The organism is Variovorax sp. P4_D9 (genome assembly GCF_056401695.1).
In genome coordinates this window covers 25,277-37,641 of the sequence record NZ_JBFUIU010000013.1, presented here as the reverse complement: position 1 = coordinate 37,641, position 12,365 = coordinate 25,277, and the positions used below count along the sequence as shown (strand labels likewise).

Sequence of the window (12,365 nt, the reverse complement as noted above, 5' to 3'; positions counted from 1 at the left end):
GATCATGGCGATGGGATTGGCGATGTTCTGGCCGTAGATGTCCGGCGCCGAGCCGTGCACGGGCTCGAACAGCGACGGGAACTTGCGCTCGGGGTTCAGGTTGGCCGAGGGCGCGAGGCCGATGGTGCCGGTGGTCGCGGGCCCCAGGTCGGAGAGGATGTCGCCGAACAGGTTGCTCGCCACCACGACGTCGAAGCGCGTGGGCTGCAGCACGAAGCGCGCCGACAGGATGTCGATGTGCTGCTTGTCGACCAGCACCTCGGGGTAGTCGCGGCCGATCGCGTCGGCGCGGCCGTCCCACCACGGCATGCTGATCGCGATGCCGTTGCTCTTGGTGGCCACCGTCAGGTGTTTTCTCTTGCGCGCCTGGGCGAGTTCAAAGGCGTACTTCAGCACGCGGTCGGTGCCGTGGCGAGAGAACACCGATTCCTGGATCACGATCTCGCGCTCGGTGCCTTCGTACATCACACCGCCGAGCGCTGTGTACTCGCCCTCGGTGTTCTCGCGCACCACAAGATAGTCGATGTCACCGGGCTGGCGACCGGCCAGCGGGCACGGCACGCCTTCGAAGAGGCGCACCGGGCGCAGGTTGATGTACTGGTCGAACTCGCGGCGGAACTTCAGCAGCGATCCCCACAGCGAGACATGGTCGGGCACGGTCGCGGGCCAGCCGACGGCGCCGAAGTACAGCGCGTCGACGCCCTTGAGCTGCTCCTTCCAGTCGTCCGGCATCATCTGGCCGTGCGCGGCGTAGTAGTCGCAACTGGCCCAGTCGACGACGCGGCAGTCGAGCTCGAAGCCGAAGCGCGCCGCCGCGGCCTGCACCACGCGCAGGCCCTCGGGCATCACTTCCTTGCCGATGCCGTCGCCGGCGATCAGCGCGATGCGGAAGGTGGGGGTCATTTCGGTTTTCGTCATGTTGCTGCCGCAGCCGTGCGGTCCATGTCGTCGAGCCAGCCCTGGCGCAGTTCGGGCACCGATCGGGCCAGCAGTTCGTAGTAGGGATGGTGAGGCCCGCGCTCGTAGTCGCAGCGTGCCACCTGCGCCAGCTTGCGGCCGTGCTGCATCACGACGATCTCGTCGCACACCGCGCGCACCGTATGCAGGTCGTGGCTGATGAACAGGTAGGACACGCCGAGCTCGCGCCGCAGCTCGGCCAGCAAGTCGAGCACCGCCGCGGCGACCACGGTGTCCAGCGCGGAGGTCACTTCGTCGCAAAGGATGAGGTCGGGGTCGGCCGCGAGCGCGCGCGCGAGGTTCACGCGCTGCTTCTGCCCGCCCGAGAGGCCGCCCGGCAGGCGCCCGGCGACCGTCTGCGGCAACTTCACGAGATCCAGCAATTCGCGGATGCGGCGCTTGAGCGGCTCGCCGCGCAGGCCCTTGTAGAACTCGAGCGGCCGCGCCAGGATGCGCTCGATGGTTTGCGACGGGTTAAGCGCCGTGTCGGCCATCTGGAACACGATCTGGATGCGGCGCAGCTCGTCCCGGTCGCGCTGCTGCAGCGTCGGCTTGAGTTCGCGGCCGCGGAACAGCACGCTGCCGTGGCTGGGCTTGAGCAGGCCGGCCACGGCCCGCGCCAGCGTCGTCTTGCCCGAGCCCGACTCGCCGATCACGCCGATCGCCTGGCCGCGGTGGAGCTTGAGGTCGATGTCCTGCAGGATCGGCTTGGCCGGACGCCCCTGCGCATCCACCGGGCCGTAGCCGGCCGAGAGCTGCTGCACATGGAGCAGCAGCTCGGGGTCGTCGTTCGCCGCCTTGCCTGATTCCCGCGTCACCGGTCGGGCGGCAGCCAGCAGGCACTTGGTGTAGTCGTCGGCCGGTGCGGCCAAGATCTGTCCGGTCGCATTCAGCTCGCGCATGCGGCCGCCGCGCAGCACCAGGATGTGGTCCGCCATCTGCGCCACCACGGCCAGGTCGTGGCTCACGTACACCGCGGTGGCGCGGCGCTCGCGCACCACGCGGCGGAAGGCATGCAGTACCTCGATCTGCGTCGTCACGTCGAGCGCCGTGGTCGGTTCGTCCAGGATCACGAGCTCGGGGTCGCCGATCAGCGCCATCGCGGCCATAAGCCGCTGCAGCTGGCCGCCGGAGACCTGGTGCGGGTAGCGCGCGCCGATGGTTTCCGGGTCGGGCAGCGCCAGTTCGCGGAACAGCTGCACCGCCTTCGCCTCGGCCTCGGTCCGCTTGCAGAGGCCGTGGATGACGGTCGGCTCGACCACCTGGTCCATGATCGTGCGCGAGGGATTGAAGGAGGCGGCCGCGCTCTGCGCGATGTACGCAACCGTGCGGCCGCGCAGCCCGCGCTGTTGCGCCGCATTGAGCGCGAGCACGTCGGTGTCACCGATCTGCACTCGGCCCGCCGAGATGCGACAGCCGTGGCGCGCATAGCCCATCAGCGCCAACGCGGTGGTAGTCTTGCCGGAGCCCGACTCGCCGATCAGCGCCAGCACTTCGCCAGGCTGCACGGAGAAGCTCAGGTTATCGACCAGCGTGTTCGCACCGGCAGTGATGCTGAGGCCCTGGACAGTGAGTGGTGCGCCCATCAGCGTGCTCCTCTTTCGCGCGCGGCACGGCCGGGCAAGTTGTCGATGACGAGGTTGACCGCGATGGTCAGGCTCGCGATGGCCAGCGCCGGCACGATCACCGAGGCGCCGCCCATGGCCAGCGCGCCGATGTTCTCGCGCACCAGCGAGCCCCAGTCGGCCGCCGGCGGCTGGATGCCCAGGCCGAGGAAGCTCAGGCTCGCCAGCAGCAGCACGACGTAGACGAAGCGCAGGCCCAGGTCGGCCAGCATCGGCCCCAGGATGTTGGGCAGGATCTCGCGCAGCATGATGTAGAGCGTGCCTTCGCCGCGCGTGCGCGCCACGGTCACGTAGTCGAGCGCATTGATATTGACGGCCAGCGAGCGCGCGATGCGGTAGGCGCCCGGCACGTAGATGATGCCTGCGGTGACCACCAGCATCGGCACCGAGGAGCCGAAGCCTGCCACCATGATGAGCGCGAACATCTTGCTCGGGATCGCGGTCAGCGTATCGAGGCCGCGGCTCAGCACCGCGTCGATCCAGCGGCCGCTGGCGGCGGCCAGCAGCGCCAGCGTGGTGCCGGTGCCGCTGGCCAGAAGTGTGGCGAGCAGCGCGACACCGACCGTGTAGCGCGCCCCCTCGATGATGAGCGCCAGCATGTCGCGGCCGAGGTAGTCGGTGCCCAGCCAGTGCTTCGCGCTGATCGGCGCGAAGACGTTCGAGGTGCCCGTGGCCGCCGTGCCGTGCGAGGAGAGTAGCCAGGGGCCGAGCAGCGCCGCGAGCAGCCAGAACAGCAGCACCGTGAGGCCCAGGAGCCCGGACGGGCCGAAGCCGGCGAGCCAGCGCAGCGGGCCGCCCCGGCGATCTGGCAACGCTGCCGCCAGGGAAGCCGTGGCGCTCACGACTGTTGCAGAGGTGGACGTTTCCATGGTGCTTTCCTCAACGGTGCCGCAGCCGCGGGTTGGCGACGATGCCGCAGATGTCGGCCGTCGTCACCAGGATCAGGTAGGCGCAGCAGAAGATCATGGCGCAGGTCTGCACCAGCGGCATGTCGCGCTGCGAGACCCCGTCGACCATCAGCTTGGCAATGCCGGGGTAGTTGAAGATGGTCTCGACGATGATCACGCCGCCCAGCAGGTACGACAGGCTCAGCGCCACGGCGTTGGCGATCGGACCCACCGCATTGGGCAGCGCATGCGCCAGCACCATGCGCATCGGCGAGGCGCCCTTGAGCCGCACCATCTCGATGTAGGGCGCCTCGAGCTGGTCGATCACCGCGGCGCGGGTCATGCGCATCATCTGCGCGACGATCACGCAGCACAGCACCATCACCGGCATGGCGAAGGCGCGCAGCATTTGCCCGACCGACTCGATGTCGTTCACGAAGGACAGCGCCGGCAGCCACCGCAGCTTGACCGCGAACAGCAGCACCGCCAGCGTCGCGACCAGGAATTCCGGCACCGACACCACGCCAACGGCCGTCGTCGAGGCCGCCCGGTCGAACCAGGAGCCGCGCCAGACCGCCGAGGCGATGCCGAGTGCCAGTGCGATCGGCACGGAGAACAGCGCCGTCACCGCAGCCAGCAACAGAGAGTTGGGCAGGCGGCTTGCGACCAGCTCGGCTACCGGCATCTGCGTGGTGGCCGAGCGGCCGGGATCGCCCTTCACCATGCCGAGCAACCACTTCGCGTAGCGCTGGGGCGCCGGCACGTCCAGACCCATCTGGGCTCGCAGCGCCGCCACTGCCTCCGGCGTGGCGTCCTGGCCGAGTTGCTCCTGCGCCGCATCGCCCGGCAGCACCGCCGTGATCGAGAAGACGATGACCGACACAGCGAGCAGCGAAAGCAGCGCCAACGCGATGCGCTGGGCGAGAAGTTTCAGGATCACGTGGTTCATGGGGAATCTTCCGGGGTGCGCGGATCAGGCCTCGAGCCAGACGTTCTCGGCAAAGTTGTAGCCCATGAGGCCGCCCAGGGGGATCGGCGAAAGACCCTTGAGCTTGGAGGTGTGGCCGTCGATGCTCGCGAGGAACAGCGGGATGCCGATGCCGGCATCCTGGTGGATCATGGTCTGCATGTCGGCATACATCTGCTTTCGCTTGGCCAGGTCGGTCTCTGCACGCGACGCGAGCAGCAACTGGTCGAACTTCTCGCTCTTCCAGCGCGACTCGTTCCACGCCGCACCCGACTGGAAGAACTGCGTCAGCAGCACGTCGGCGCTCGGGCGCGGGTTGACGTTGCCGAAGCCCACGTGGCTGTTGAGCCAGTGGTTCGACCAGTAGCCGTCGGCCGGCATGCGCTTGATGTCGATCTCCAGCCCGGCGCGCTGGGCCGTCTGCTGCAGCAACAGGGCCATCTCCACCGAATACAGCGCCGCGGGCGATGCCACCATCGGCACCTTGCCGGTAACGCCGGACTTCTGCAGGTGGAACTTGGCCTTGTCGAGGTCGAAGGGGCGCTGCGGCAGGCCGGCGAAATGGAAGCGGTTGGTCGGATCGATCGGCTGGTCGTTGCCGACCACCGCATAGTCGAGCGCGATGGTTTTCTTCATCTGCTCGCGGTCGAAGAGGTACTTCATCCCGAGCACGAAATCCGGGTTGGCGCCGGGACCCACGTCCTTGCGCATCACGAGGTCGGAGTACTGACCGGACTGGGTAACGAAGATCCCGAAGCCGGGCGTACCCTTCACGCGCTCGACCGAGCGCGGATTGACCGACCCCACCAGGTCCATTCCGCCCGACAGCAGCGCGTTGACGCGTGCGGTTTCGTCGCCAATGCCGACGAATTCGATCTCGTCGAGGTAGGGCTTGCCGGGCTTCCAGTAGGCGTCGTTGCGCACCATCAGCGAGCGCACGCCGGGCTTGAACTCCTTGAGCTTGTAGGGGCCGGTGCCGATGCCGGTGTTGAAGTCGGTGGTGCCTTCCTTGACGATCTGGAAGTGGGAGGTGCCGAGGATGACCGGCAGGTCGGCGTTCGGCGCGCTGAGCACGAAGGTCACTTCGTTGGGGCCGGTGGCCTTGGCGCTGTCGATCTGGTCGGCGAGCACCTTGGCCTTGGAAGCGGTGGCCGGGTCCTTGTGGCGCATCACTGAGAACACGACGTCGGCCGGCGACAGCGCCTTGCCGTCGTGGAAGGTGACGCCCTTTCGCAAGGTGAAAACCCAGGTCTTGGCATCCTTGGTGGTGAACGATTCGGCCAGCGCAGGCTGCGGCGTCAGGCTGCTGTCCAGCGATGTCAACCCGTTGTAGATCATGTTGCAGCGCGAGTAGTCGGTCTGGTTCGACTGCTTGGCCGGGTCGAGCGTGTCGGTGGCGGCGGCAGTGGCGCCGGCGACGCGGATGCGGCCGCCCTTCTTCGGCGTCTGCGCATGGGCGCTCATCGCCGCGCCTGCGATGCCACCGGCCAGCGTGGCCTGCATGCCGCCGGCCATCAGCATTGCGAGGATGTCGCGGCGCGAGGCGCCGCGCTTGAGCGACTCCATCACGCGAAGGCTTTCGCCGGGACCGACAAGCTTCTCGAAGCTCTTGTTGCTCGTGCTGTTCATGGGGTTGTCTCCTCTTGGTGGGTCGATGAAGAAGGGTGGTAACAAGGGCGCTCAGGCCAGCCTGTCCTTGAGCGTGTAGTAAAGGCCGATCGCCGGCAGGAACCACGGCGGGCCGAAGTGGCCAGGGATGGCAGGCCAGTCGCGGCCTTGCCAGGGGTTGGCAAGCGCATCGCCGCCCATCACGGCCGCCATCCGCTGGCCCATGTGGACCGACATCTGTGTGCCATGGCCGCTGTAGCCCATCGCGTAGTAGAGGCCGTTGCGCTCGCCTGCGTGCGGCAGGCGGTCCCGCGTCATGTCGACCAGGCCGCCCCAGCAATAGTCCAGCCGCACTTTACCGAGCTGCGGGAAGAGCTGAGCAAGCCCTGCGCGCAGGATCTCGCCGCTCGCGGCATCCGACTGCAGGCTGGAGATTGCGAAGCGCGCACGTCCGCCGAAGACCAGCCGGTGGTCGGCGGTGAGCCGGAAATAGTGGTGGATGTTCGCCAACGTCACGTAGGTGCGCCGCGCCGTGAGTAGCGCCTGCGCGCGCTCGGCGCCGAGCGGCTCGGTGACGACGATGAAGCTGCCGATCGGCACGATGCGGCGGCGCAGCCAGCCGAAGCTGCCGTAACCGCCGTGGCGCGTCGCGCCGGTGGCCAGCAGCACCTGCTGTGCGCTGACGGTGCCGCGTCCGGTGTGCAGCCGGTGTGCCTGGCCGCGACCCACGCGTTCGATGCGCTGCACGCCTGCGCCCGTATGGATCTGAGCACCGTTGCGTTCGGCCGCGGACGCCAGACCCTGCGCGAAGCGGCCCATGTGCATCTGGCCGCTGCGCTTGTAGAGCAGGCCGCCGTGGAACTGGTCGCTCTGCACTTCGGCGCGCACGCTGGCCGCGTCGAGCACCTGGACATCGGTGTCCACGCCGTCACCGATCAGGCGTTCGGCGCTGCGCTCCAGTGCGGCCATCTGGCTCGGCCGCGTGGCGAGCTTGAGCTTTCCGTGGCGCAGGAAGTCGCAGGCGATAGCCTCCTCGCGCACAATCCGCTCGACCGTGTCCACGGCGTCGTCGTAGGCGTGATACCAGCCTCGGGCGCGCTCGACGCCGACCTTGACGGCCACTTCAGCGTAGTCCTGGGCGAGCCCGTTGTTGACATGCCCGCCGTTGCGCCCCGAGGCTTCGGCCGCTACGCGCTCGCCGGCCTCCAGCACCACCACCTTGGCGCCGCGCTTCGTCAGCGCCAGCGCCGCCGAGAGGCCGGTGAAGCCGCCGCCCACGATCGCGACATCCACCTGCGCCGGCAGCTCGCACGAGCGCGAGACGAAGGCGGGCGCCGAATCGGTCCAATAGGATTCAAGCTTCATGGCGTGCGGTGCTTGCAACGGATCAGAGACCGACCACGCCGGGGAGGCCGCCGATGTCCTTGATCTCGACGTAGCGGTAGGCCGGGTTGCCCGGGCCGTGGCCGCGATTGACGAAGACCTTGTTGACAATGCCCAGATCGTCCGCCGACATCAGGTCGTAGCGCAGGCTGGAGGACACGTGCAGCACGTCTTCCGGGTTGCAGCCCAGCGAGTCGAACATGAACTCGAAGGCCTTCAGGCGCGGCTTGTAGGCCTGGGCCTGCTGCGCCGTGTAGACGCGGTGAAACGGCGCGCCAAGCTGGGCGACGTTTTTCTGAATCTGGCTGTCCATGGCGTTGGACAGGATCACCAGCGGGATCTCGTTGGCGATCTTGGCCAGGCCGGCCGGTACGTCTTCGTGCGGGCCCCAGGTGGGCACCGCGTCGTAGTACTTCTGCGCGTCGCTGTCGAGGTACTGATGCTTCCATTTCTTGCACAGGCGCCGAACGGCGTTCTTCAACACCACTTCGTAGGGTTGCCAGTCGCCCAGCACTTCGTCGAAGCGGTAGGCACTGAAGTCGGCGATGAACTGCTCCATCTGCTCGGCCGGAACGCGGTCGCCAAAGATGTCGCGCGTCAGCTCGCCCATGCGAAAGCGCGTGAGGGTGCCGTAGCAGTCGAAGGTGATGTATTTGGGGCGGATGCTCATGGTCTCTGTTCCTTGGATGAGGGATGTAAATGCGACGAACTCATTACGAAGCGATTGCAGCACGCAGCGGCGTCGAGGTTGTAGGGAAATGCAGGGGCTGGCGCGCGGAAGCTGCGGTTTGGAGGGGGTGCGGCGGCATGCCGTGCGGTCTGCCCCTAGCGTGAGCGGCAGCGGCAGCGGCAGCGTCATGCTCAGGCCATGATCCACACCTTGCGCACGGTCTCAAGGGTGCGCCAGGTGCCGGTGTAGCCGGGCTTCATGATGAAGCAGTCCCCGGCCTTGTAGGTCACCGGGGGCTGTCCGTCCTCGGTGAGCTCGACCACGCCAGACAGGATCAGGCAGAACTCCCAGGTCTCGCCCTTGATGGAGCGGTTAATACCAGGCGTCGACTCCCACACGCCGGCGCGCACCTTTTCGTCCTTGGCGCTGTCGACGTCCCAATTGCGGCACACGATGTCGCCTTCGATGACGCGGTCGGCCGGCGGCCGATACTCCCGCGCTTCGCCTAGCTGGTCCAAGTTAAAGTTAATGAGCAGATTCTTTGACATGAAAAGTGGACTCTCAGGAGGGTGGAACACGAACCAAATGCTATGTTTGGCCGCTCCCGAGTGCGTGCTGAAGCCGATGCCCAAAACGGTGGCAAATGCGCGATTGGCTGCCGGCACAGCGCAATCTGCTTTGCGTGGGGGAATGCGTGAGACTGCCGCGATCAGTTGGAGAAGTCGTTGCCTGCCGCCAATGCCAACCGATCTCGGTGACGGCCTGCGCGATGGGGAAGTTCCAAAATGCGGTTGCGCGCTGCTCAACGCACGGTCGACGATGGCTGCAGCAGCGATCGGTACCTCGGCATAGAACTTCCCAACGGATGGACGACGAAGCTCCAGCACCTCGCCCTCGTCATGACCAACACACCCCCGATGAAGTGTTCATTCGGAAAAGGAGGTCCTGTTGAGATCGAAATCAAGCACGTGCAAGTCCGCGTCGAAGCTTTTGCATGGGCGATCGATGCTAGGGAGATTGGCTCGGCATTTGTATGCGTAAGCAGGCCCGCTGCCGCAGCGAATTGCAAAACAGGGACCTTTTGCAGGAGAAGCTTGCGAGTTGCGAAAGAGCGCGAATTCGGTCTGGCGAAAGGCGCGGATGTCGTTCAAGATGAGCTGCCCTTTTGCTCGTACGAAGACTTCCGATGCCCGTCCAGACACCGAACGCACCCACTCTCGACGGCATGGTGCTGAGACCGATGACCGCTGCCGACTTGCCGCGCGCGCATGCATTGACCGCCGAGCTGCGCTGGCCGCACCGCCCCGCGGATTTGGCACAGGTTTTCGCCCACGCCGAGGGCATCGTCGCCGAGCGCGATGGCGAGCTGGTCGGCACCGCGCTGCGTTGGCGCTGGGGCGAGCACCACGCCACCATCGGCCTCGTGATCGTGTCGCCGGCGTGCCAGGGGCGCCGTCTCGGCCACCGGCTGATGAGCGCGCTGCTCGAAGAGCTCGAGGGTTGCACGGTGCTGCTGCACGCCACCGCCGAAGGGCGAGGCCTTTACGAACGCCTGGGCTTCGTGCGCACCGGCGAGCTTCGGCAGCATCAGGGCGTGGCCCAGCCGGCGCCGCTGGTCGCTCTGCCGACGGGCTGGCGTCTGCGGCCTGCCGGCCAGAGCGAGGCCGCATCGCTGCAGGCGCTCGACACCGCGGCACGCGGCATGCCGCGCGATGCGCTGATCGCAGACTTGCTCGCCGCGTCCAATGCCTGCGTGGTGCTCGACCACGACAACGCGCCGCGCGGCTTTGCCATGCTGCGCCGCTTCGGACGCGGGCACGCGATCGGTCCGGTGGTGGCGCCCGATGCCGAAGGCGCGAAGGCATTGATCGCGCACCTTGCCGGGATGAATGCCGGCAACTTCACGCGCATCGATATCGACTTCGCCAGCGGCCTGGCCGAATGGCTCGAGAGCATCGGCCTGCTGCGCGTGGACACGCTGACGACGATGATGCGCGGCGCGCCGCTCGCCGTRCCGCCCGGCGGGCCGTCCCTGTTCGCAATCGTTACGCAGGCCACGGGCTGATCACGATGAGCGCCACCACCTTCCTCTACAAGTCCGACCCGGTTCGCGGCCGCCAGTGGGCCGAGGTGTTCCAGCGCCGCGCGCCGGCGATCGACTTTCGCATCTGGCCCGATATCGGCGACCCGGCGCAGGTGCGCTTCCTCGCGGCCTGGGAGCCCCCGCGCAATCTGGCCGAGCGCTTCCCCAACCTGAAGGTGTTGTTCTCTTCCGGCGCCGGCATCGACCAGTTCGACTTCGCGGCGCTGCCGCCGGACTTGCCGGTGGTGCGCATGGTCGAGCCCGGCATCGTGCAAGGCATGGTCGAGTACGTGACGCATGCGGTGCTCGACCTGCATCGCGACATGCCGAGCTACCGGCGCCAGCAGCTGGAGAGCCAGTGGCGTCCGCTGCCGGTGCGGCCGGCCAGCGTGTGCCGCGTGGGCGTGCTGGGGCTTGGCTCGCTGGGTCAGGCGGTGCTGGCGCAGCTCGTGGGCCTGGGCTTCGACTGCGCAGGCTGGAGCCGCTCCCGGCATGCGGTCGATGGCGTGGTCTGCCATGCCGGCGCCGACGAGTTGCCGGCCTTTCTMGCGCGCACCGACATCCTCGTGTGCCTGCTGCCGCTGACCGATTCGACGCGCGGCTTTCTCGATGCGCGGCTGTTCTCGATGCTGCCCGAAGGCGCGGGTCTGGTGCACGTCGGGCGCGGGCCGCAACTCGTTGAAGCGGATCTGTTGGCCGCGCTGGCGAGCGGCCGCATCGGCGATGCCGTTCTCGACGTGACCGACCCCGAGCCGCTGCCATCGGCGCATGCCTTCTGGCGCCATCCGAACATCCAGCTCACGCCCCACATCGCGAGCGTGACGCAGCCGCTGAGTGCTGCGGAGGTGGTGCTCGACAACCTGCAGCGCTACCAGGACGGCGAGCCGATGGTCGGGCTCGTCGATCGCGCGCGAGGGTACTGAGGCGCACAAGCGGAGGCTGCATTGCACAAGGCGCTCATGCAGCATCAACCACAGGAGCCAATCGACAGATGCAAGAAGATCAACGCGACAACGAGCAGCGCTGGGAGCAGGTGCGCACGCGCTATCCGGCGCAGGAACCGCTGCTCAACCTGAACAACGCGGCCGTCAGCCCGCCACCACGGGTCGTCGAGCAGGCGGCGATCGAGGCCTTTCGCCTGGTCAGCCGCAACCCGGACGTCAACATGTGGACCCGGCTCGATGCGAATCTGCCTTCGATCAAGGACGCGCTGGCTGCCTTGGTCGATTGCGATGCGGCCGAGATCGCGCTCAACCGGAACTCGACGGAGGGACTCAGCACGGTCATCTTCGGGGTGACCATGCAGCCCGGCGACGAAGTGGTGGTCTCCGAGTGGGACTACCCGAGTGCCCTGCGCGGCTGGCAGCAGCGCGCCGCACGGGAAGGTATCCGAGTCGTGACTGTGCGCTTCGATCCGCTCGACGATGACGACGCCATCGTGAGCGCCTATTCGAATGCGTTGACGCCGCGAACGCGCGTAATGCAGCTGACGCACATGCTGCATGGACGGGGCGCGTTCCTGCCGAGCGCCTGTGCGAGCTGGCGCGCGAGCGTGGGGTGGCGTCCTTGGTCGACGGGGCGCAGACCTTCGCGCAAATACCCGTCAGTTTTTCCGGACGCTCGGCTGCGACTTCTTCGTCACCAGTCTCCACAAGTGGCTGGGTGCTCCCGTTGGAAACGGCATGTTGATCGCGCGCCGCGACCGCATAGCATCCACGTGGCCCCTGATGGCACCGTTCGAAGACGTGCCGCACCGCATCGACAAATTCGACCACTGGAACCTTGGGACCTACAACTCCGCGCTGTAGCCGGGCATCGCTCCCGCCATCGAGATCCATCGCGAAATCAGCGTCCATGCCATGCACGCTCGCCTGCGCGAGTTGACCCGCTATTGGGTGGCACTGGCTCGTGGCATTCGAGGTTTCAGCATGCACACGCCGGTCGACGACGAGCGGCTCGCAGCGGTCAGCCTGTTCTCGATTGCCGGTGCCGCATGAGGCATGTCGAGCAGGAATTGCGCGACAGGCACCGGGTGCATGCGAAGTACCGCCGCATGGGGCCGATCGAGGGCTTGAGAGTTTCGCCGCATGTCTACATTCGGAAAACCGAGTTACAGCGCTTCGTGGAAGCGCTGGACCGCGTGCTCGGCTAGAACCGCATCCGACGCGGGCGCTTCCTTGCCGCG

General features: G+C 67.1%; 12 protein-coding genes. 3 read left to right on the top strand and 9 right to left on the bottom strand.

Going from position 1 to position 12,365, the window contains the following annotated elements; translation table 11 throughout:
- The 9 genes from AC1DY5_RS02985 to AC1DY5_RS02945 form a co-directional block, all read right to left on the bottom strand.
- On the bottom strand, window positions 1-903 hold a 903-nt coding region (locus AC1DY5_RS02985), incomplete at its 3' end, for a tartrate dehydrogenase (RefSeq protein ID WP_478108291.1).
- 11 nt (window positions 904-914) lie between these two features.
- Window positions 915-2,543: an ABC transporter ATP-binding protein gene (locus tag AC1DY5_RS02980; protein WP_478108289.1), complete on the bottom strand. Its 1,629-nt coding sequence runs from the start codon at window positions 2,541-2,543 to the stop codon at window positions 915-917.
- Entirely contained in the window at window positions 2,543-3,451 is a 909-nt protein-coding gene (locus AC1DY5_RS02975) for an ABC transporter permease (protein ID WP_478108286.1), read from the bottom strand. The genes AC1DY5_RS02980 and AC1DY5_RS02975 overlap by 1 nt, the downstream gene beginning before the upstream one ends.
- A 10-nt stretch (window positions 3,452-3,461) precedes the next feature.
- The gene (locus AC1DY5_RS02970; RefSeq protein WP_478108282.1) at window positions 3,462-4,418 is read right to left on the bottom strand and encodes an ABC transporter permease; all 957 of its coding nucleotides are present in this window, start codon (window positions 4,416-4,418) and stop codon (window positions 3,462-3,464) included.
- A gap of 24 nt (window positions 4,419-4,442) precedes the next feature.
- Window positions 4,443-6,065 (bottom strand): ABC transporter substrate-binding protein, encoded by a 1,623-nt coding sequence (locus AC1DY5_RS02965; RefSeq protein ID WP_478108280.1) that lies wholly within the window; start codon window positions 6,063-6,065, stop codon window positions 4,443-4,445.
- A gap of 51 nt (window positions 6,066-6,116) precedes the next feature.
- A complete protein-coding gene (locus AC1DY5_RS02960; protein ID WP_478108279.1) occupies window positions 6,117-7,409 on the bottom strand; it encodes an NAD(P)/FAD-dependent oxidoreductase in 1,293 nt (430 codons plus the stop codon).
- A gap of 22 nt (window positions 7,410-7,431) precedes the next feature.
- The gene (locus tag AC1DY5_RS02955; protein ID WP_478108277.1) at window positions 7,432-8,097 is read right to left on the bottom strand and encodes a haloacid dehalogenase type II; all 666 of its coding nucleotides are present in this window, start codon (window positions 8,095-8,097) and stop codon (window positions 7,432-7,434) included.
- Between the two features lie 191 nt (window positions 8,098-8,288).
- The gene (locus AC1DY5_RS02950) at window positions 8,289-8,645 is read right to left on the bottom strand and encodes a cupin domain-containing protein (RefSeq protein ID WP_478108275.1); all 357 of its coding nucleotides are present in this window, start codon (window positions 8,643-8,645) and stop codon (window positions 8,289-8,291) included.
- A 378-nt stretch (window positions 8,646-9,023) separates the two neighbouring features.
- Entirely contained in the window at window positions 9,024-9,248 is a 225-nt protein-coding gene (locus AC1DY5_RS02945; RefSeq protein ID WP_478108273.1) for a hypothetical protein, read from the bottom strand.
- A 35-nt stretch (window positions 9,249-9,283) separates the two neighbouring features.
- Here AC1DY5_RS02945 and AC1DY5_RS02940 point away from each other — a divergent pair, with 35 nt between their 5' ends.
- The 3 genes from AC1DY5_RS02940 to AC1DY5_RS02930 all read left to right on the top strand — a co-directional run bounded on the left by AC1DY5_RS02940 (window position 9,284) and on the right by AC1DY5_RS02930 (window position 12,332).
- Window positions 9,284-10,162 carry a GNAT family N-acetyltransferase gene (locus tag AC1DY5_RS02940; RefSeq protein ID WP_478108271.1) on the top strand — a complete coding sequence of 293 codons (879 nt, stop codon included), beginning with the start codon at window positions 9,284-9,286 and terminating at the stop codon, window positions 10,160-10,162.
- Between the two features lie 5 nt (window positions 10,163-10,167).
- A complete protein-coding gene (locus AC1DY5_RS02935; RefSeq protein WP_478108269.1) occupies window positions 10,168-11,103 on the top strand; it encodes a 2-hydroxyacid dehydrogenase in 936 nt (311 codons plus the stop codon).
- 110 nt (window positions 11,104-11,213) lie between these two features.
- Window positions 11,214-12,332: an aminotransferase class V-fold PLP-dependent enzyme gene (locus tag AC1DY5_RS02930; RefSeq protein ID WP_478108268.1), complete on the top strand. Its 1,119-nt coding sequence runs from the start codon at window positions 11,214-11,216 to the stop codon at window positions 12,330-12,332.
- Window positions 12,333-12,365 lie beyond the last annotated feature (33 nt).

Coding starts and splice junctions, on each gene's coding strand:
- AC1DY5_RS02980 (WP_478108289.1), bottom strand. CDS start 2,543: ATGGGCGCACCACTCACTGTCCAGGGCCTCAGCATCACTGCCGGTGCG.
- AC1DY5_RS02975 (WP_478108286.1), bottom strand. CDS start 3,451: ATGGAAACGTCCACCTCTGCAACAGTCGTGAGCGCCACGGCTTCCCTG.
- AC1DY5_RS02970 (WP_478108282.1), bottom strand. CDS start 4,418: ATGAACCACGTGATCCTGAAACTTCTCGCCCAGCGCATCGCGTTGGCG.
- AC1DY5_RS02965 (WP_478108280.1), bottom strand. CDS start 6,065: ATGAACAGCACGAGCAACAAGAGCTTCGAGAAGCTTGTCGGTCCCGGC.
- AC1DY5_RS02960 (WP_478108279.1), bottom strand. CDS start 7,409: ATGAAGCTTGAATCCTATTGGACCGATTCGGCGCCCGCCTTCGTCTCG.
- AC1DY5_RS02955 (WP_478108277.1), bottom strand. CDS start 8,097: ATGAGCATCCGCCCCAAATACATCACCTTCGACTGCTACGGCACCCTC.
- AC1DY5_RS02950 (WP_478108275.1), bottom strand. CDS start 8,645: ATGTCAAAGAATCTGCTCATTAACTTTAACTTGGACCAGCTAGGCGAA.